Here is a 19,924-nt window from a genome sequence, read left to right as displayed (position 1 = left end):
GAATTTCACTCTGCGGCTTTTTCTTTGCCATCATAGTTGCGTGAAAATCAATGCTTTCTACTGTATAAAGTACTGAATCCATACGAATACTAACGTTGCACAATTAAGATAATGGGAGGAACTATTTATGGACCAACAACAAAACAACCCAATTGAAACGGCGCTTCAAGAGTACAAGCAAGGACTCGGAAATTTCACACAAAAAATGCCTAAAATAGCAAAGAAATATAATGCTTTTACAGAAGAGTGCTTTGCAGAAGGAAGCCTTTCGAAAAAAGAAAAGCAAATGATTGCTTTAGGAATCAGCGTCTATTCTCAAGATGAATACTGTATCATTTATCATGCTAAGGGATGCCTCGACCAAGGCTGTACAGAAGAGGAAATTTTAGAAACGGTTGGAGTAACAGCAGCATTTGGTGGTGGTGCAGCAATGAGTCAAGCTGTAACGCTTGTTCAAGAATGTATTTCGGAGCTTGGAGGTAACAATAGCTCTAATATTCAATAAGAGAAGCTCTAATAAGTAGTAATCCAGAGAATTTGTATTGGAACATTTTCTGACCATACATAATCATAGCTCATGTATGATTATCGCGAATCCTCTCGATTTTTCAGCGTTGGTTTAATTTTCTGAATATGGTACGATTTATACTGACAAATCGAGAAAGGGTTGATCATTATCCATTCGTTAAAACATCAGTATAATGGTGAAATGGAAAAGGCAATGCAACAATCTCACGGAACAAGTTATGCAGAATACAATCGGAATCTAGAAAAACGCATTGAGGTTGAAAAAGAGCGTGAAAAGGACTATCAAGCAAGTAAAAAATTTGCTGCTCAATTCAACTAAATTGCAAAAAATTATGATAAAATGAAAAAGAGCAGTGCTAAGGCACTGCTCTTTTTCCCGTCAAATAAGGTTTAGAAATAGTTTTGCGTCTATACATACATTGGTCTGTTGAAGGAAAGATAACAGATAAGCGATAATCCTGATGAAAGTTATACTTTTTTTATTATTATATTGTTGAACTGGAGTTTTTTTTAGTCGGAGTAAGGCTCGAAAATAGAACAAAAAATTAACACTACGTTTATAGTGTTTTATTGGTTCAGACTCCTTGAACTTATAATAGATTTAGTATAAGATTGTAATGAGAATAGATTGAGAATAAAACTATTACAAAAAATAGCAAGCTTTGTCCCATAGATAAAGCAAAATAAATTGGAGGTCATTGTAAATGTCAGTACCATACCTAAAGATTGAAAATCTAAACGTATCAGTTGAAGGAAAAGAAATCTTAAAGGATTTCAACCTTGAAATAAAAGGTGGAGAATTCCACGCGATCATGGGACCGAACGGAACAGGTAAATCTACATTAGCTTCTGCTATTATGGGTCATCCTAAATATGAAATTACTAGTGGGTCAGTAACAATCGATGGAGAAGATGTGCTCGAGATGGAAGTGGACGAGCGTGCACAAGCAGGAATCTTCTTAGCAATGCAATATCCAAGTGAGATTAGTGGAATTACGAATTCTGACTTCCTTCGTTCTGCTATTAATTCTAAACGTGAAGAAGGCGATGAAATTTCTTTAATGAAATTTATCCGTCAACTAGATAAAAAAATGGAGCTTCTTGATATGGACGATTCTTTCTCTCATCGTTACCTAAACGAAGGCTTCTCTGGTGGAGAGAAAAAACGTAATGAAATCCTTCAATTATTAATGCTTGAGCCAAAAATTGCTATTCTTGATGAGATTGATTCAGGTTTAGATATCGATGCTCTAAAAGTCGTTTCACAAGGTGTTAATGAAATGAGAAGCGAGAATTTTGGTTGCTTAATTATTACTCACTACCAACGTTTACTTGACTACATCACTCCTGACAAAGTACATGTTATGATGCAAGGGCGTATTGTGAAATCTGGTGGAGCTGAACTTGCTAGCCGCCTTGAAGCAGAAGGTTATGACTGGATCAAACAAGAGCTTGGCATCGAAGACGAGCGTGTAGAAGCGAACCAGGAAGCATAATTAATAATCGAATTAGTTGGAATGAAGATATAACCTCGCACGGAGCGAGTAGTAAAAAAGTAAAGGGTGGGTAATGTATGTCAGTCGAGACAAAAGGATTGTTCGATAAAGAACAAATTGAATCATTCTCGAATGGGCGCAATGAACCTGATTGGGTACGCGACATTCGTCTAAAGGGCTTAGAGATATCTGAAACAGCTGAGCTTCCTAAACCAGAGAAGACTAAAATTGATAAGTGGACATTTGCGCAAAGTCGTTTTGATATGAATCAGAAGCCAAAAGCGACATCTGTAAAAGCTTTGCCGGAAATGCTTCAAGCACTTATTGGTGAAGAAACAGCTGAACAGAACTTGTACGTACAGCAAGATACTTCTGCGGTGTATGCAAAGACTAATGCTGAATTGGCAGAAAAAGGCGTTATTTTTACAGATATTCAAACAGCTCTAGAAAAGCATGCTGATCTTGTGAAGCCATATTTCTTTGGTGAGGCAGTTAAGGCTCAAGAAAATAGACTGATTGGTTTGCACGCAGCACTTCTAAATGGAGGAGTATTCATTTATGTGCCGAAAAACGTTCAAGTAGAAGTACCACTACAAGCAGTGTTTTCACTTGAGACACCTGAGTCGATCCTATCTAACCATGTGATCGTCGTAGCCGAAGAAAATAGTTCAGTTACTTATGTGGAAAACTATGCTTCTAAGGTTGAGAGTGAAGCTGCTCTAAATATAGTGGCAGAAGTATATGCAAAAGCAAATGCAAAAGTGGCATTCGGTGCTGTTGACAACGTTGAAAGTAATGTAACAACATATGTCGTTCGCCGTGCTCATGTTGATAAGGATGCTCGTGTTGATTGGGCTCTTGGTCAAATGAATGACGGTAACACTGTGTCCGAAAACACTACACATCTTGTAGGTGACGGTTCATGGGCTGATACGAAGACTGTATCAATTGGACGTGGAGATCAGAAGCAAAACTTTACAACGCAAATCTTCCATCACGGGAAGCATTCTGAAGGGCATATCTTAAAGCATGGGGTAATGCGTGAATCAGCAACTGCGATCTTTAACGGTATCACAAAAATTGAACATGGTGCAACAAAATCAAATGGTGTTCAAACTGAACGTGTTCTAATGTTAAGTGAAAAGGCTCGTGGAGATGCGAACCCAATTCTTTTAATTGATGAAGATGATGTAACAGCAGGTCACGCAGCTTCAGTTGGTCAAGTAGATCCATTGCAAATGTTCTATTTAATGAGTAGAGGTATTTCGCGTAAAGAAGCAGAACGTCTAGTCATTCATGGTTTCTTAGCGCCTGTTGTTGAGCAGCTTCCGATCGACTCGGTTAAGGAGCGTTTGCGTGAGGCAATTGAAGGGAAAGTTCGCTAATGGATGCCAAAGAGATAAAAAAGCAGTTTCCGATTCTTGATCAAAATGTAAACGGAAATCCGCTTGTCTATTTGGATAGTGCGGCTACATCGCAGAAACCACTGAAAGTCATTGAAGCAATTGATGACTACTATCGTCGCTATAATTCAAATGTTCATCGCGGGGTTCATACACTTGGAACATTAGCTACAGATGGATATGAAGGGGCACGTGAAAAAGTTCGTAACTTTATTGGTGCTAACTCCATCGAAGAAATTATCTTTACGCGTGGTACAACGACTGCATTAAATTTAGTTGCATCAAGTTATGCTCGTGATAACTTAACAGAAGGCGATGAAATTGTAATTTCCATGATGGAGCATCACAGTAACATCATTCCATGGCAGCAAGTTGCTAAGCAGACGGGAGCAACGTTGAAATATTTCCCACTACAACCTGATGGTACATTAGATTTGGCTGAAGTAGAGAAAACAATTACAGAAAAAACGAAAATTGTTTCAGTGATGCATGTATCGAATGTGCTTGGAACCATTAATCCTATCAAAGAAATTGCAGAAATTGCGCATAAAAATGGTGCTATCATGGTTGTTGATGGAGCCCAAAGTACACCACATATGAAAGTTGATGTGCAAGATCTTGATTGCGACTTCTTCGCATTTTCCGGTCATAAAATGGGAGGCCCAACTGGAATTGGCGCTCTTTATGGTAAGAAACATCTACTTGAAAAGATGGAGCCTATTGAGTTTGGTGGGGAAATGATTGATTTTGTTGGGCTACAAGATTCAACTTGGAAAGAGTTGCCTTGGAAGTTTGAAGGTGGAACACCAATAATTGCTGGTGCTATTGGACTAGGTGCAGCCATAGACTTCTTAGAAGAGGTTGGCGTAGACAATATTTTAAAACATGAGCACGAACTTGCAGAGTATGCAATCGAGCGGTTAGCAGAAATTGATGGTTTAACGATTTTTGGACCGAAAAAGCGCGCTGGTGTTGTAACATTCAACTTAGATGATGTTCATCCTCATGATGTTGCAACCGTACTAGATGCTGAAGGAATTGCTGTCCGTGCGGGCCATCACTGTGCACAGCCACTAATGAAATGGCTTGATGTTACTGCAACAGCTCGTGCTAGCTTCTATTTATACAACACGAAAGAGGACGTTGATGCACTTGTCACTGGACTAGTAAAAACAAAGGAGTACTTTGGCGATGTCTTCTAATTTAGATACACTCTATAGACAGGTAATTATGGATCATTACAAAAACCCTCGTAACAAAGGGGAATTTGATGGAGATACGGTTACTGTAAATATGAATAACCCAACATGTGGGGATCGGATTCAACTTCAATTGCAAGTTGAAGATGATAAAGTTACAGATGCTAAATTTGTTGGAGAAGGATGTTCAATTAGCTTAGCTTCCGCTTCAATGATGACTCAAGCGATTAAAGGCTTGAAATTGGATGAAGCTATTGAGATGTCTAACATTTTTTCTGATATGATGCTTGGAAAAGACTATGATGATGAGCGTTTTGATTTAGGTGATATTGAAGCTCTGCAAGGCGTAGCGAAATTTCCTGCTCGTATTAAGTGCGCAACCCTAGCATGGAAGGCAATGGAAAAAGGTATTAACGACAAGGAGTAAAGAGTTTTCAGTTAGAAAACTTGAGTAGCAATATGTGTAGATGTGTCAATGAAAAGTCGATCTAACGGGCTAATTAGCACCTACACAACTATAGAGGAGGCTTTCACAATGGCGAAAAAAATGCCTGAAATCGGAGAATATCAGTATGGGTTCTCAGACAAAGATGTGTCGATTTTCCGTTCGAAGCGTGGATTAACGAAAGAAATCGTTGAAGAAATCTCACGTATGAAAGATGAACCACAATGGATGTTAGACTTCCGTTTAAAATCATTAGAACAATTTTATAAAATGCCAATGCCACAATGGGGTGGAGATTTAGCTGAATTAAACTTTGATGACATCACATACTATGTTAAACCATCAGAGAAGTCAGAGAAATCTTGGGATGAAGTACCGGAAGAAATCAAAAACACATTTGATAAGCTTGGGATCCCGGAAGCTGAGCAAAAATATTTAGCAGGGGTTTCTGCACAATATGAATCAGAAGTTGTTTATCACAATATGAAGGAAGATCTAACAGAGTTAGGTATTCTATTCACAGATACTGATACTGCGTTAAAAGAGCATGAAGAGATTTTCAGAGAGCACTTTGGAACGATCATTCCTCCAACTGACAATAAGTTCGCAGCATTGAACTCTGCTGTTTGGTCTGGTGGATCATTTATCTACGTACCAAAAGGTGTTAAAACGGATACGCCACTACAAGCTTATTTCCGTATTAACTCTGAAAACATGGGGCAATTTGAGCGTACGTTAATTATCGCTGATGAAGATAGCTCTGTTCACTATGTTGAAGGGTGTACTGCACCAGTTTACTCAACGAACTCACTACACAGTGCGGTTGTTGAGATCATTGTTAAAAAAGATGCATATTGCCGTTATACAACAATCCAAAACTGGGCTCCAAACATCTTTAACCTAGTTACAAAGCGTGCAGTTGCAGATGCTGGTGCAACAATGGAATGGGTAGATGGAAACATCGGTTCAAAATTAACGATGAAATACCCAGCTGTTGTTATGCGTGGTGAAGGTGCAAAAGGTACGATTCTTTCAATCGCTATCGCAGGTAAAGGTCAGCACCAAGATGCTGGAGCGAAAGTACATCACTTAGCACCAAACTGTTCATCAACGATTGTATCGAAGTCAATCTCAAAACACGGTGGGAAAGTAACATATCGTGGTATCTGCCACTTTGGCCGTAAATCAGAGGGATCAAAGTCGAAGATCGAGTGTGATACGTTGATTATGGATAACGAGTCAACATCTGACACAATTCCATACAATGAAATTTTAAATAACAACATTACTCTAGAACACGAAGCAACGGTTTCAAAAGTATCTGAGGATCAACTCTTCTACTTAATGAGCCGTGGTATTTCTGAGCAAGAAGCAACAGAAATGATCGTAATGGGCTTCATCGAACCATTTACGAAAGAACTTCCAATGGAGTATGCTGTTGAAATGAACCGTCTAATCAAGTTCGAGATGGAAGGTTCTATTGGTTAATTTATATATGCATAAAAAGCGAATCCTTTTTAAGGGATTCGCTTTTTGTTGATTTATGCTAAAAACTTGGCCACTATGGGGACTCAAATGGGAGTGGAAATGAACAAGATAATGTGGTAGAAGCCATGAAAAAGGGAAAACGAGCAGGATAGGGTGTCAGAGAGTCACACTGAAGCCATGAAAGAAGGAAAACGAGGAGGATAGGGTGTCAGAGAGTCACACTGAAGCCATGAAAGAAGGAAAACGAGCAGGGGAGGGTGTCAGAGAGTCGCACTGAAGTCATGAAAGAGGGAAAACGAGCAGGGGAGGGTGTCAGAGAGTCGCACTGAAGCCATGAAAGAAGGAAAACAAGCAAAATAAGGACTCATAGAGCAGACTAATCTATTAAATTAATTTGTCATGAACGTATTATGTATACTTCTCTAGTAATCTGGTAATGATGCTAGTGAGGTGAGGGGAATGAAGAAAAATATATTTATATATAGCGTGTTACTTTCGCTTGTATTTGTTTTATATTCTATCCAATATGCAAGTGGAAATGAGAAACGTTTTAGCGAACTAATTGATATGATAAAAGTTGCGACTGAGAAAGGGATTACTGTGAATACTTGGTCAGCATATTCGAAACAAGATAACATAATTGTAAGGGATGCAAATGAGTTAAATGAAATGATTGACAGTATTAAAAAAGAGAATGCTAGCTTTGACTGGACTGAGGAAGAAGTAACTCACGGTCTTCAGGTGAAACTAGTAGGAACAAAATATAATACTACTAACGGTTTAGAAGAAAGAATCGTGTTCACATCTTATGAACATTTTGGTCAAGAGGTAATGAGCCTTACACATCAAGTTATTGGGGAAGAATGGAATCAAAACGTGATCAAGCATTTATCAAATAAGCTTGAAAATGAAATGATTTATTTCACAGTTAGAGGGTCAAAAGGTTATGATAAAGAGGAAAAGGTAATAGATGTTGCTTATGAGCTAGTAGAGGAGTTTTCCGGTGTGGTCAAGGAAGGATTAGAGGAGGAGCAATTTGCTTCACTTTCTGCCTATAATCATAATTGGAATTCGGAAATTGCAATTAACCAGTTGGAGAACATAAATTTACAAATTGGAGTTAGGGAAAAGAAAGAGCAGGAGAAAGTTGATATAACAATTGGCTCACCTATTATAACAACTGAATATTAAAAATTTTTGGATAGATAAGAGCTAAGTTGCTTCCATCTATCCTCTTTTGCGTTTATGATGGACATATATATAAGAAGAGAGTTGGAGAATAGGAGCTAGGTCGACATGGTATATAACTCAATTGTCCAATCGAAAGCTAATAGGACAAAGCATGTGTTATTTATAATCGGTATCATTTTTGTTTCTTTTAATTTACGACCTGCAATAACAGCGATTGGTCCTTTAATTGGTTCGATAAGGGCTGATCTTGGCATTTCAAATGTATTAGCTGGTTTTATTACAACTCTGCCTCTATTATCTTTTGCCTTTTTTTCGTTTCTTGCTCCTAAGCTAGGAAACCGGTTTGGAAGTGAGAGAGTGGTGATGGCAGGCTTACTCGCTTTATTTATTGGTATTTTATTACGCTCAACCGGTGTAATTAGTACGTTGTTTGTAGGAACGGCATTTGTCGGAATGGGAATAGCAGTAGCCAATGTTTTGTTGCCAAGCATCATTAAAAAGAAATACCCAGGAAAAATTGGATTAATGACAGGTATGTATACAAGCTGTATGTCTATTTTTGCTGCAACAGGAACAGCATTGAGTATTCCACTAGCAGAAGGGTTAAATTTCGGATGGCAAAAGACACTGTTAATTTGGTCACTATTAGCAATGGCAGCATTTCTTTTGTGGCTTCCTCAACTTAGAGATCAAGAGACAGGGGTACAGAAGATCTATTTACCGAAAACAGGAGTATGGCGCTCGATGCTTGCTTGGCAAGTAACCCTTTTTACAGGCTTACAGTCTTTTATCTACTATTGTATGATTGCTTGGTTGCCGGAGATTCTCTATAACAATGGATTAACTCTTGCAACTGCTGGATGGCTGGTCTCGCTTATGCAATTAGCTTCAATACCAATGACCTTTTTGACCCCGGTACTAGCAGATCGTTTTCAACATCAAAAAGGGATTATGTTGGTTATAGGGGTCCTATATTTTTCCGGAATCTTCGGATTGCTTTTTGATGGAGGTCTCCTTCTAATAACTACTAGTATAATATTGATGGGTCTTGCTCAGGGTGCCTCAATTAGTTTGGCTTTAACATTAATAGGCCTGCGAACAGCAAACCCTCGTGAGGCAGCTGAACTCTCAGGGATGGCTCAATCGATAGGGTATCTTTTAGCAGCAGTGGGGCCAATTTTAATAGGCTTTATACTAGATGCAACTAAGTCAGAAACAATACCGTTAGTTCTATTTTGTGTCATTGTTATTTCAATGACTCTAGCTGGATATGGTGCAGGTCGCAACTTAACAATAAATGAGATTAGTTACTCGGAAAAAGGGAAGATTTCATGATATTATTGAAACGGTAAGAATTTATGAAAACTCAACGATAATGATGATTCTGTTAAATCATATTACAGTCAGTTGTTCTATAAAAGATAAATGGAAAAGGAGTTGTAACGGATAATGATCTACATTGGCTTAGCCGGTTGGGGGGATCATGATGAGTTATATACCACATCGAGTAGGCAATCAAAGCTAGAAATCTATGCGGGCCATTTTCCAATTGTAGAACTTGACGCATCTTTTTATGCAGTTCAACCAATACGAAATATGGAGAAGTGGGTAAGCGAAACACCTACAAGCTTTCAGTTTGTTGTAAAAGCATATCAAGGCATGACGGGGCACCAGCGTGGATATGCACCGTTCAACTCAAAAGAAGAGATGTTTGATGCTTTTCGTTTATCACTAGAACCACTACTAAGGACTAATAAATTAGCAATGATTCTTTGTCAGTTTCCACCATGGTTTGATTGCAAAAGAGAACATGTTCGATGGATTCGCTATGTAAAGGAACAATTGCAAGGGTATCCTGTAGCTTTAGAATTTCGTCATTCCTCCTGGTTTGACGGGAAAATGCAAGAAAAAACGATTCAATTTATGAAAGAAGAAGGGTGGATTCACAGCATATGCGATGAGCCACAAGCAGGAGCACGCTCGATCCCTACTGTATTAGAGTCAACGCATCCGGAGAAAACGTTGATTCGATTTCATGGACGTAATATTCATGGTTGGAATGATCCCGGAGATGGAACGTGGCGAGATGTCCGTTATTTGTATAAATATAATGAAACGGAACTAAAAGAATGGCAAAAAAACATCGGAAAACTCGTCTCACATACCAGAGATCTATTCATAGTATTCAACAACAACTCCGGTGGAGATGCAGCTCATAATGCAAAACAATTAATAAACATACTAGGAATAGAATACAACAACCTAGCCCCCAGACAACTAAATTTATTTTAGAGTCATAGCCAAAAGGACGGTTTTCCCTTTTGGCTATGACTCGCAGCAATGAGCGAAGCCGTCGAAAGGGTTTAAAGCTATTTGAGTGAAGTTCTCAAAAAGCGCTCGACGAGAGAAGCCATTGCGCACATCTGAGAAAGCCAAAAGGACGGTTTTCCCTTTTGGCTATGACTCGCAGCAATGAGCGAAGCCGTCGAAAGGGTTTAAAGCTATTTGAGTGAAGTTCTCAAAAAGCGCTCGACGAGAGAAGAAGAACATCTTTGAAAGCCAAAAGGTCACCTTTTTCCCTTTTGGCTATGACTCTAGTAGAAAGAAATCAGGTGAAAGAATGGTGTGGCTAATATTAATTGTTGTTGGTCTTTTCGGTGGAACATTAGGAAGTTTGATGGGACTTGGTGGTGGAATTGTCGTCGTACCAGCATTGCTGATACTAGATAATCTTTCCATTCTCGATATATCTCCACAAGTTGCTGTTGGAACATCGCTTCTTATAATGATTTTTACTGGTGTATCGGCAACAATTGCGTATCTTAAGCAAAATAAGGTAGATTATAAAAGTGGTTTGCTTTTCTTTAGTGCAAGTGGTCCAGGAGCAGTAGTAGGAGCTTGGTTAAATAGAGGAGTGGAAGCAAACTCTTTTCAAATTTATTTAGGCATTTTTATATTATTTGTTTCTTTTATTTTATTGATTCGCAATCGTTTAACCCCAAGAAAGCACGAGATAAAAGGAATTAGAAGATCTTATAAAGATGATAACGGAATTGTACATATGTATGGCTATAGGGTGTTGCCAGTACTAACCCTTTCCTTTATTGTAGGAATGTTATCAGGTTTATTTGGAATTGGTGGGGGATCGTTAATGGTTCCTGCGATGGTTATTTTATGGTATTTCCCCCCACATATTGCGGTGGCAACATCGATGTTTATTATTTTACTATCGGCTATTGTTGGGTCGATTTCACATATTTCATTAGGAAATGTCAACTGGATGTATGCATTTGCTTTAATACCAGGTGCTTGGATTGGTGGGACGCTTGGAGCGGCAATAAGTCGGAGGCTATCTAGTAATAGACTCATGTTTGTCCTTCGTATCGTTTTAGTTTTGATCGCATTCAGGTTAATTTATGAAGGCATAACACCGGTTTAAAATGATAGTGGGAGGCGTAAACTTTGGCAATCGAGCGATTCACAATTTTTCATTCAAACGATATACATAGCTGTTTTGATTATTGGTCTCAAATCGTGGCCTATATTAAAGCAGAAAGAGATGAACAGACACTCTATTTAGAGTTGGGTGATCATGCTGACCGGGTCAATCCGATTACTGAAGCATTGTTTGGAAGAGGGAATATCGAACTGCTGAATGAAGTAAAAGCAGATTACGCAACAATTGGTAATAATGAAGGGATTACTTTTTCAAAAGATCAGCTTGACTCCCTATATGACGATGCTACGTTCCAAGTCGTACTGGCCAACCTTACTCACGAGAATGGAGACCAGCCAAGTTGGGCGAAGCGCTCAGTCGTCCATACGATGGCAAATGGCTTACGAGTAGGGATGATAGGTTTAACAGCACCATTTACTCAGTTTTATGAATTATTAGGATGGCAAGTACGTTCGCCAATAGAAGTGTTAAAAGAGAATTTACCAGAGCTTCGGGAAAAGTCTGACATTGTCGTGGTCATGTCTCATCTAGGCTTAAAAACAGATAAAATGATTGCAAATGAAATTCAAGGAATTGATGTAATTTTAGGAGCTCACACTCATCATGTACTTCCAGATGGACTTCTTATAAACGATACATTAATTGCTCAAGCTGGCAAAAACGGTGCATTCTTAGGGCGTGTCGACATAGAATTTGATAATGAAACCAATCGTATGTATCGGAAAGAGGCGATACTGTTAGATTTAAAGGATAAACAAAAGGATGAGAAAACAGATCACCTTTTGCTTGAAATGCAACAAAATACAAACAAAATACTAAGTGAACCTGTTGCCAATCTTCCTAGGCGTTTACCGGTGAGTTGGCAGGAAGAGACGGAAGCAGGACAGCTATTGTGTGATGCGCTAACGGAATGGTGTGAAAAGGATATTGGAATGCTAAATGCAGGGGTCCTGCTAGATTCAATGGATGAAGGGATTATAACAAGAGGCGATATTCATCGAATCTGTCCACATCCGATAAATCCGTGTGTAGTGGAACTAACCGGTGATGAGCTAGAGGAGACGGTTCACCGTTCACGATCACGTGAGTTGACTCATCTCGAGTTAAAAGGTTTTGGATTTCGTGGCAAGGTGCTTGGAAAGATGTTATTTACAGGGATTGAATTAGATGAAAATGGTTCAATTACGGTACTAGGAAAGCCACTTGAAAAGGAAAAGCTTTATTCATTAGCAACGCTTGATATGTACACATTTGGTTATTTGTTTCCTGCCATTGCTAAATCAAGCAAAAAGAAATATTTTATGCCGGAATTTTTACGCGATATTTTGTCATGGAAGCTTAGGCAAAATTGGACATAATATAGGTTCACGTCTTTGGCCTGTCTCTCATATCGTATGAATGAGAAATGATATGAGAATAAGGATGGGAGGGTTAGATCAGTGCTTGAAATGAACCCAATTCAAATCGAAGGCGAAACGTTTATTGCTGTTACGTTAAAGTTACCAAAAACTAATTTTATGGCTGTTACAAATGAAACAGGTTATATCATGTGTGGCGCACTTGATGTAGATCTTTTTAATACAAATGAAAAGTTAATTGAGCGCAAAATTGTTGCTGGTCGCGCCGTAGGAGTTAGAACAATCGATCAACTACTAGAAGCTCCTTTAGAATCAGTTACACTAGAAGCAGAACAGCTAGGTATTACTGCAGGGATGAAAGGAAAAGACGCATTACTGAAAATGAAATATGAATAAACAATTGCTTTAAAAAAAGAGGTTGTCTTATAACGAATGTCTATATCGATGCATGGAATTAAGGATTCTACTCCCATGCATGGAGAATGACGTTATAAGCTTCCTCTTTTTTGAATTAGTGAAATTCTTATTGTAGGATTTTATAGTGCTAGAATTTGTATTAATTTTGACATAATTCTACATATTTAACAATGATTCTACTAATTTTTCTTAGTTTTACTTGATCTCATAATGTTATGTTGTAAACTTAGATTAATGAGATTCATAAAAAGTAAAGAGATGTTCATGCGAATGATTCCAATATCCTAGCTATTATTGCTTTATTAATTGAACAATCACTAGAAGGAGATTGACATGAGGTTAGTTTCTACGAGATCTGTTGCGGCTGGTTCAAAGCTTGCTAAACCAATTTATAATGATAATGGACAAATCCTTTTGTTCGAAGGAGTCGAGTTAACAGAGCGTGTTATCAATCGACTTTTTGAACTTGGGGTTTCTTTCATTTATATTTACGATGAGCGTACTGATGGGATCGACATTGAAAATGGTGTGTCGTTAGAAACTAAACGTAAGGCGATTAAAACGATTAAGTCAAAGTTTCAAGGAATTGCCAATAGTGTTAAATTAAAAAAATCAATTAACATCGATTACATAAATAAAGATTTTGCAACTATCATACATTCGATTTTGTCAGATATAAAGACCAATGATAATGCATTAACATTATTGTCTGATATGTTTGTGTATGATAGTTATATTTTTACACATTCCTTAAACGTGACTGTGTATACGTTAGGGCTAGCTGTAGAGCTTGGTTTTACAGAAAAACAATTAATGGAAATTGGAATGGGTACGTTGTTACATGATATAGGAAAAGTAGCTATTCCAGTAGAAATTTTAAACAAACCAGGAAGATTGACAGATGAAGAATTTAAAATTATCCAAACACATGCGATGGCTGGATTTGACATGTTGCGATCTGCCCCTAATATTTCATTGCTTTCAGCTCATTGTGCCCTGCAACACCATGAACGCTTAGATGGAACCGGCTATCCACAAGGTCTGAAGGAACCTAATATCCATTATTATGCAAAGATTATTGCTATTACAGACGTGTTTGATGCTGTAACGTCCAATCGTGTATATCGTAATCCAATGCTCCCACACGAAGCTTTAGAATTGCTCTACGCAGGAGTAGGAAAGCAATTTGACAAGCAACTTGTTGAAGCTTTTAGAAGAACAATTGCTGTATATCCAGTAGGGTTAACCGTTACATTGAGTGATGGCCGAGTCGGCATTGTTGTTAAACAAAACAAGCAATTAAGCACTCACCCAGTTGTTCGCATTATTAAAGAGAATGGGACTGAACTGCAAGACACATACGACGTCGATCTTATGAAGCGATACAATGTGACCATTGTTGCGACAGAAGCGACTCTGGCTGCTGTGCCTACATAGTACAATTGATCTTGTGTCCATTGACTCACCTAAAATCTAGGATAATTTAAAAGAAAAAAAGCTATTCGCCAGAGTGCGAATGGCTTTTTCTACATCCCCCATCTTATATTCATTTTTAATGTGCAACAGGGAACTCCATCAGCATCAGCACGGAGGGTGAAGATGACACCGGTTGGATTATATGATGTTTCAGCAATTGTTGGGATACCTGTTTCTCGAATAATTCGATCGACTTCAGCATCGTCACTTGCTTGAGCAGCAGTCATTAGTTGTGTCATTCTTTCTGGTGAGGAGCGAAAGTAATTTATGATTGTTTGACCGTCCTCTAATAACGTTTGATAAGCATTTAATGATTGATCAAAAAATTCATAATTAATCGGTGGAAAAATTGCTTCTTGTTGCCGATAGTAGTATGGTTTCCAAAAATTGTAATACCTAAAATACACAAAACTCAATCCTTCCTGCATGAATTCATTCTCAATCTATCCTATGCAAAAAAGACTTTATAGGTTAGGTTTGTTTTTTATGTTAGCATATGGACCTGCTTATTGTTTTGTTTGTGACCAAAACATAGCAAAAAATATCCATTCTAAAAGAGTAATATATTTCCTAACTTGTTTATACAATCAATAGTGTGAATGTTTAGCAAATTTTGTCCTTTTACCATTTGCTGGCATTTTTAACTGATAGAAACAAGGGGGAAATCATGTGAAAAAGGTTAGTTTACTAATGGTTCTTGCACTTATGTTTGTACTGGCTGCTTGTGGTAGTGCCGATGATGTAGACCAAGAAGCTGAAGGTGGCGTCGGTGAAACAGAAGGTACTGGTGAGGCTGAGGCAGGTGGCTTTACTGATATTGCGATTATGACCGGTGGAGAACAAGGTACCTATTTCCCACTAGGTGCAGCCCTAGCGAACAACATTATTAATGTGAATATTGATAATGTAGATGCAGCTTCATTTTCATCAGGTGCCTCCGTAGCAAACATTAACGGACTAGTTGATGGTGATGCTGAACTAGCGTTAGTACAAAACGATATTGCGTATTATGCAGCTGAAGGGGTTAATATGTTTGACGAGCCATTAGAAGGGTTCCAGGGAATTGCAACATTATATCCTGAAGTGATTCAAATCATTACTTCTGCTGATAGTGGAATTGAAACAGTCGAAGAATTAGTAGGAAAGCGTATTGCTGTTGGTGACTTAGGATCAGGTGCAGAGGCAAATGCTCGTCAAATTCTTGAAGTTCATGGCATCACATATGATGATATTAATGAAGAGTATATGGATTTTGGGGATGCTGCTGGAGCTATTCAAGATGGAAACATCGATGCTGCTTTTATTACTGCTGGTTTGCCGACTGGTGCAGTAGAAGCTCTTAAAGCACAGCAAGATATTAATCTTGTATCGATCAGTTCAGAAAAAATAGCCGAGCTAGCTAATGAATATCCTTATTATACGGAGTTTACCGTTTCTGCTGACACATACGGTACAGAAGGGGATACGACAACAGCTGCTGTACTTGCCATGTTAGCTGTCTCTTCTGATCTAGATGAAAATCTAGTTTATGAAATTACGAAGGCTATGTTTGAAAATACAGAGCAATTTAGTAATGCTCATCAACAAGGTGAAAACATTACGTTAGAAACAGCCCAAGATGGGATGTCGGTTGAACTTCATCCAGGTGCAGAGCGTTTCTATGCCGAACAGTAATAAGCAGTTCAGCAAAAAGGCATTGCTTTTAAGCACTGCCTTTTTGTTCCTTCTAGTAACGGTATTTGTAACTATCACCTTTCAAAAGGAGGAGGAATACTTTTTACAAATTTACCTTCCTTCTAATGAAACAATATACTGGGAAGTTCCAGTGGATATCGGTGACACGTTTTATCATGAGTATTTTCATTCTGTCCAGTTATCGCCTGTAAAAGAACATTATCAAATCGATAAGAATTATCAGATCATTGCAACGGAAAGCTGGACGAAATCTTTTGGTGCCGGAATGCCATATGAATCCAAAGATAAGCTTGAACAAATTGACGGTTTTTTTGTCATACATGAGGAACGGGAGCTAGAACATTTAAACATCTTGCCATCTCATGTACATCCGCATTCCTTTTTTTATGAGGAAAAGACGGTCGATTTATCAAGTGAATTAAGCGGCGAGCGCATAAGAATACAAGTAGTCGAAAGAGGGTCAGACCCCACTGTACCATGGTGATGTAGTAAAGGGGGGACAGACCCCACTGTACCATGGTGATGCAATAAAGGAGATGAGTTTATGGCAAGGAGAGAAGAAGTTAGCTATCAACCTGATCCAGATGTTGAAAAGAGAGTGAATGAACTTGCTGGTAGTGATCGATCAGTTCGTGGCTGGATGGCGTTATTAATATTAGTGCTTGCGATACTCATGTCGGTCTATCATCTCTACACGGCAGGCTTTGGGTTAATGCCAGGTGTGGGGACACGTTCCCATATGATCATTCACTTAACGTTTGGACTTGTACTCGTCTTTCTCATTTTTCCGATAAAACGAGGGTTAGGACAAACGAAAATTGTTTGGTATGACTTCATCATCGCTCTTATTGCTCTTTTTATCGGATATTACTTATATGTAAACCAAACGGCCAATTCCATATTGACAGGACGTATGACAGATATGGATAAGCTAGTCGGGATTGTTCTAATCATCCTTGTTTTAGAGGCAACAAGGCGTGTTGTAGGAAAGCCTCTTGTCATTATTGCTTCGGTTTTTATCGCTTATTTCTTTTTAGGTCATTATTTAAACCCACCATTTAGGCATACTAGAGCAAACTTTGAAAACTTTATCTATGAAATGACCTATACAACTTCAGGGATTTTTAGTACGCCACTTTCGGTCTCGGCTGTTTATGTTTTTATTTTCATTTTGTTTGGAGCCATATTAGAAGCGACAGGTGCCGGAAAGATGTTTATTGATCTTGCCTTACGGGCATTCGGTAAATACAAAGGTGGACCTGCAAAAGCTGCTGTAGTTTCATCTGGTATGCTCGGATCGATTTCTGGTAGTTCGGTAGCAAATGCGGTAACAACAGGGACGTTTACGATTCCCTTAATGAAAAAGGTTGGATTCAGACCTCAGACAGCAGGGGGAATTGAGGTTGCTTCATCTTCAAGTGGGCAACTATTGCCACCAATTATGGGGGCTGCAGCTTTCTTAATGATTGAATATACACCGTACACTTATGCTGAAATCATAAAATCTGCTGTAATACCAGCAATTTTAAGTTACATTGCAATTATTTTCATGGTCCATATTGAAGCATCAAAGCATAACATTAAAGGCTTGCCAAAAGAGATGCTTGTATCAGCTAGAAAAACGATGATTCAACATGGTTATCTCATCTTACCGGTCATTGTTCTTGTTTATTTCCTCGTCCAAGGAAACACCGTGCCGAATGCAGCTTTTTTTGCTATTGTAATTTTGTTGACACTTGCTGTATTTACACATCGTTTTCGTGAAAAGATCGGACCGGGAATTGCCATCGCGATAGTCCTTGCTGCATTTGCTTATAGTATGCACTTTGTTCTTGATTGGAATATTGAAATTGCCGTCATGGTCGCAATCGGAATCTTTGTAGCGCTATTTGTTGTATTGCTACAAAAAAGCTTTAAAGTGGATGCTGCACCTGTACGTTTTGGGATTAGAGAGCTTTTTGCTGGATTTGAAATGGCAGCTCGCAATTCCCTTACCGTTGTTGTCGCTTGTGCTACAGCTGGAATATTAATCGGAGTTATCAACTTAACCGGTTTATCTGCAAAGCTTCCGGTCATTATCGTTGGTTTTGCAGGAGATAACCTTTACCTAGCGTTAGCTTTTACATTAGTAGCTTGTCTCATATTAGGCCTTGGATTGCCAACAACGGCAACATACGTTATTTTAGCTGCAATGGTTGCTCCGGCACTTGTTCAAATGGGAGTACCTATTATGGCAGCCCATCTATTTGTGCTATATTACGGCATTCTAGCCGATGATACACCACCGATTAACTTACCCGCATATGCTGTTTCGGGAATTGCAAACTCTGAACCAATTCGAACCGGAGTGCAGGGCTTTAAGTTTGATTCAGGTGCATTGCTGCTGCCGTTTGTTTTCGCAACGAATACGGTCATATTGTTATTACCAGAGAACGCTGGGTTATATTCGTGGCCTGTTATTGCACAAAACATTTTCACAGCTCTCCTTGGAATCATAGCGTTTGTTATCTTTATTCAAAACTTCTTCTTAATCAAGTTACGCTATTATGAGCGAATTCTTGCACTAGGTACAGCGCTTGTCTTTATCCATGGATCGTGGATATCAGATGTGATTGGAATAATCTTTTTGGCTTTATTACTTGCCGTTCAATATATGCGTAAGAAAAAAGCTGATAACGAAGGACAAATGGCAACATCATAAAGAATACAGGTTTGACCTCTTTGGGGGTCAGACCCTTTTTTTGAGAATGGTATAACAAGCTATTTCTTGTTAAAATAGAGGACAAGTTGTAACGAAAAGAGGGAGTACCATGAATCAAACGGATAAAACATATTTAGCTCTATGTCGATACATTTTAGAAAATGGAACAAAGAAAGAGGATCGCACAGGAACAGGAACAATTTCAATCTTTGGGCATCAAATGCGTTTTAATTTACAGGAAGGATTTCCTCTTTTAACGACAAAACGAGTGCCATTTAAACTGATTGTAAGCGAATTGCTCTGGTTTTTAAAAGGAGATACAAATCTTCGTTATTTGCTTGAAAACAACAACCATATTTGGGACGAGTGGGGTTTTCAAAAATGGGTAGAATCAAGTGACTACACTGGACCAGATATGACAAACTTTGGTCTTCGCAGTCAAGAGGATGAAGAATTTAACAAAGTATATCAAGAACAGCTAGGAATGTATCAAGAAAAAGTCTTACATGATGATGAGTTTGCCAAAATTTACGGAGATCTAGGAAATGTATACGGAAAGCAGTGGCGCAGCTGGGAAGGGGCAGATGGGAAAACGTATGATCAGATACGTTATATTATTGATGAAATTAAGCGCAACCCAGATTCGCGCAGGTTGCTCTGTAATGCTTGGAGCGCGTCTGAGCTAGAAAATCAACAATTGCCACCATGCCATTATGCCTTTCAATTTTATGTCATTGACGGCAAGCTAAGCTGTATGTTTAATATGCGCTCAAATGATGTGTTTCTTGGGCTGCCTTTTAACATCGCTTCTTATGCGCTCTTAACACATCTGATTGCTTATGAATGTAATCTTGAAGTTGGCGAACTTATTTATTCAGGGGCAGATGTTCATATTTATTCAAATCACATTGAACAAGTGAAAACTCAGCTTGAACGTGAACCTCGAACATTGCCAGTAGTAAAGCTAAATCAAGAAAAAGAAAGTATATTTGATTTTGAAATAGAGGATATTGAACTAATAGGATATAATCCACACGGGTCTATTAAGGCACCAGTAGCCGTATAAAGGA

At 38.5% G+C, this 19,924-nt stretch carries 19 protein-coding genes; 18 read left to right on the top strand and 1 reads right to left on the bottom strand.

Annotated features, from left to right (window positions below; genetic code table 11):
- Nucleotides 1-127: 127 nt before the first annotated feature.
- From AC1FXZ_RS07260 to AC1FXZ_RS07195, 14 genes are all read left to right on the top strand, one after another.
- Nucleotides 128-505, top strand: coding sequence for a carboxymuconolactone decarboxylase family protein (locus tag AC1FXZ_RS07260; protein ID WP_480052065.1), 378 nt, complete (start codon nt 128-130; stop codon nt 503-505).
- Between the two features lie 162 nt (nt 506-667).
- The gene (locus AC1FXZ_RS07255; protein WP_480052063.1) at nt 668-847 is read left to right on the top strand and encodes a YuzK family famiily protein; all 180 of its coding nucleotides are present in this window, start codon (nt 668-670) and stop codon (nt 845-847) included.
- Between the two features lie 385 nt (nt 848-1,232).
- Nucleotides 1,233-2,024 (top strand): Fe-S cluster assembly ATPase SufC, encoded by a 792-nt coding sequence (sufC, locus tag AC1FXZ_RS07250; RefSeq protein ID WP_480052061.1) that lies wholly within the window; start codon nt 1,233-1,235, stop codon nt 2,022-2,024.
- A 77-nt stretch (nt 2,025-2,101) separates the two neighbouring features.
- Entirely contained in the window at nt 2,102-3,409 is a 1,308-nt protein-coding gene (sufD, locus tag AC1FXZ_RS07245) for a Fe-S cluster assembly protein SufD (RefSeq protein WP_480052059.1), read from the top strand.
- Nucleotides 3,409-4,629, top strand: coding sequence for a cysteine desulfurase (locus AC1FXZ_RS07240; protein ID WP_480052057.1), 1,221 nt, complete (start codon nt 3,409-3,411; stop codon nt 4,627-4,629). The genes sufD and AC1FXZ_RS07240 overlap by 1 nt, the downstream gene beginning before the upstream one ends.
- Complete coding sequence (sufU, locus tag AC1FXZ_RS07235; protein WP_480052055.1) at nt 4,619-5,053, top strand: Fe-S cluster assembly sulfur transfer protein SufU; 435 nt, start codon at nt 4,619-4,621, stop codon at nt 5,051-5,053. The genes AC1FXZ_RS07240 and sufU overlap by 11 nt, the downstream gene beginning before the upstream one ends.
- 108 nt (nt 5,054-5,161) lie before the next feature.
- Complete coding sequence (sufB, locus tag AC1FXZ_RS07230) at nt 5,162-6,559, top strand: Fe-S cluster assembly protein SufB (RefSeq protein ID WP_480052053.1); 1,398 nt, start codon at nt 5,162-5,164, stop codon at nt 6,557-6,559.
- Nucleotides 6,560-7,018: 459 nt separating this feature from the next.
- Complete coding sequence (locus AC1FXZ_RS07225) at nt 7,019-7,750, top strand: YwmB family TATA-box binding protein (protein ID WP_480052051.1); 732 nt, start codon at nt 7,019-7,021, stop codon at nt 7,748-7,750.
- A 105-nt stretch (nt 7,751-7,855) separates the two neighbouring features.
- On the top strand, nt 7,856-9,085 hold the full coding sequence (locus tag AC1FXZ_RS07220; protein WP_480052049.1) for a CynX/NimT family MFS transporter: 1,230 nt from the start codon (nt 7,856-7,858) through the stop codon (nt 9,083-9,085).
- 114 nt (nt 9,086-9,199) lie between these two features.
- Nucleotides 9,200-10,042 carry a DUF72 domain-containing protein gene (locus AC1FXZ_RS07215; RefSeq protein ID WP_480052047.1) on the top strand — a complete coding sequence of 281 codons (843 nt, stop codon included), beginning with the start codon at nt 9,200-9,202 and terminating at the stop codon, nt 10,040-10,042.
- A 328-nt stretch (nt 10,043-10,370) separates the two neighbouring features.
- A complete protein-coding gene (locus tag AC1FXZ_RS07210; RefSeq protein ID WP_480052045.1) occupies nt 10,371-11,189 on the top strand; it encodes a sulfite exporter TauE/SafE family protein in 819 nt (272 codons plus the stop codon).
- 23 nt (nt 11,190-11,212) lie between these two features.
- The gene (locus AC1FXZ_RS07205) at nt 11,213-12,565 is read left to right on the top strand and encodes a bifunctional metallophosphatase/5'-nucleotidase (protein ID WP_480052043.1); all 1,353 of its coding nucleotides are present in this window, start codon (nt 11,213-11,215) and stop codon (nt 12,563-12,565) included.
- A gap of 90 nt (nt 12,566-12,655) precedes the next feature.
- Nucleotides 12,656-12,961 (top strand): YunC family protein, encoded by a 306-nt coding sequence (locus AC1FXZ_RS07200; protein ID WP_480052103.1) that lies wholly within the window; start codon nt 12,656-12,658, stop codon nt 12,959-12,961.
- 354 nt (nt 12,962-13,315) lie between these two features.
- Nucleotides 13,316-14,419 (top strand): HD-GYP domain-containing protein, encoded by a 1,104-nt coding sequence (locus AC1FXZ_RS07195; protein WP_480052041.1) that lies wholly within the window; start codon nt 13,316-13,318, stop codon nt 14,417-14,419.
- Nucleotides 14,420-14,508: 89 nt separating this feature from the next.
- Here AC1FXZ_RS07195 and AC1FXZ_RS07190 read toward each other — a convergent pair whose 3' ends face one another.
- Nucleotides 14,509-14,865 (bottom strand): YuzC family spore coat inner layer protein, encoded by a 357-nt coding sequence (locus AC1FXZ_RS07190; RefSeq protein WP_480052039.1) that lies wholly within the window; start codon nt 14,863-14,865, stop codon nt 14,509-14,511.
- A gap of 262 nt (nt 14,866-15,127) precedes the next feature.
- On the opposite strand from AC1FXZ_RS07190, the gene AC1FXZ_RS07185 reads away from it, so the two are divergent.
- The 4 genes from AC1FXZ_RS07185 to AC1FXZ_RS07170 all read left to right on the top strand — a co-directional run bounded on the left by AC1FXZ_RS07185 (nt 15,128) and on the right by AC1FXZ_RS07170 (nt 19,920).
- Nucleotides 15,128-16,132, top strand: coding sequence for a TAXI family TRAP transporter solute-binding subunit (locus AC1FXZ_RS07185; RefSeq protein WP_480052037.1), 1,005 nt, complete (start codon nt 15,128-15,130; stop codon nt 16,130-16,132).
- Nucleotides 16,119-16,637: a DUF1850 domain-containing protein gene (locus AC1FXZ_RS07180; RefSeq protein ID WP_480052035.1), complete on the top strand. Its 519-nt coding sequence runs from the start codon at nt 16,119-16,121 to the stop codon at nt 16,635-16,637. Before AC1FXZ_RS07185 ends, AC1FXZ_RS07180 begins: the two co-directional genes overlap by 14 nt.
- 60 nt (nt 16,638-16,697) lie before the next feature.
- A complete protein-coding gene (locus AC1FXZ_RS07175; RefSeq protein ID WP_480052033.1) occupies nt 16,698-18,854 on the top strand; it encodes a TRAP transporter permease in 2,157 nt (718 codons plus the stop codon).
- Between the two features lie 109 nt (nt 18,855-18,963).
- Nucleotides 18,964-19,920 (top strand): thymidylate synthase, encoded by a 957-nt coding sequence (locus tag AC1FXZ_RS07170; RefSeq protein WP_480052031.1) that lies wholly within the window; start codon nt 18,964-18,966, stop codon nt 19,918-19,920.
- The last annotated feature ends 4 nt before the right edge of the window (nt 19,921-19,924 follow it).

The organism is Halalkalibacter sp. HAAS-P014, assembly GCF_056619965.1.
The sequence above is the reverse complement of the archived record's forward strand: the minus strand, read 5'-3'. Positions and strand labels throughout refer to the sequence as shown.

What these genes read in the sequence shown, in the direction of transcription:
- AC1FXZ_RS07170 (WP_480052031.1), top strand. Translation starts at nt 18,964, where the DNA reads ATGAATCAAACGGATAAAACATATTTAGCTCTATGTCGATACATTTTA.
- sufC (WP_480052061.1), top strand. Translation starts at nt 1,233, where the DNA reads ATGTCAGTACCATACCTAAAGATTGAAAATCTAAACGTATCAGTTGAA.
- AC1FXZ_RS07195 (WP_480052041.1), top strand. Translation starts at nt 13,316, where the DNA reads ATGAGGTTAGTTTCTACGAGATCTGTTGCGGCTGGTTCAAAGCTTGCT.
- sufD (WP_480052059.1), top strand. Translation starts at nt 2,102, where the DNA reads ATGTCAGTCGAGACAAAAGGATTGTTCGATAAAGAACAAATTGAATCA.
- sufU (WP_480052055.1), top strand. Translation starts at nt 4,619, where the DNA reads ATGTCTTCTAATTTAGATACACTCTATAGACAGGTAATTATGGATCAT.
- AC1FXZ_RS07225 (WP_480052051.1), top strand. Translation starts at nt 7,019, where the DNA reads ATGAAGAAAAATATATTTATATATAGCGTGTTACTTTCGCTTGTATTT.
- sufB (WP_480052053.1), top strand. Translation starts at nt 5,162, where the DNA reads ATGGCGAAAAAAATGCCTGAAATCGGAGAATATCAGTATGGGTTCTCA.
- AC1FXZ_RS07180 (WP_480052035.1), top strand. Translation starts at nt 16,119, where the DNA reads ATGCCGAACAGTAATAAGCAGTTCAGCAAAAAGGCATTGCTTTTAAGC.
- AC1FXZ_RS07175 (WP_480052033.1), top strand. Translation starts at nt 16,698, where the DNA reads ATGGCAAGGAGAGAAGAAGTTAGCTATCAACCTGATCCAGATGTTGAA.
- AC1FXZ_RS07215 (WP_480052047.1), top strand. Translation starts at nt 9,200, where the DNA reads ATGATCTACATTGGCTTAGCCGGTTGGGGGGATCATGATGAGTTATAT.
- AC1FXZ_RS07200 (WP_480052103.1), top strand. Translation starts at nt 12,656, where the DNA reads ATGAACCCAATTCAAATCGAAGGCGAAACGTTTATTGCTGTTACGTTA.
- AC1FXZ_RS07220 (WP_480052049.1), top strand. Translation starts at nt 7,856, where the DNA reads ATGGTATATAACTCAATTGTCCAATCGAAAGCTAATAGGACAAAGCAT.
- AC1FXZ_RS07260 (WP_480052065.1), top strand. Translation starts at nt 128, where the DNA reads ATGGACCAACAACAAAACAACCCAATTGAAACGGCGCTTCAAGAGTAC.
- AC1FXZ_RS07210 (WP_480052045.1), top strand. Translation starts at nt 10,371, where the DNA reads ATGGTGTGGCTAATATTAATTGTTGTTGGTCTTTTCGGTGGAACATTA.
- AC1FXZ_RS07240 (WP_480052057.1), top strand. Translation starts at nt 3,409, where the DNA reads ATGGATGCCAAAGAGATAAAAAAGCAGTTTCCGATTCTTGATCAAAAT.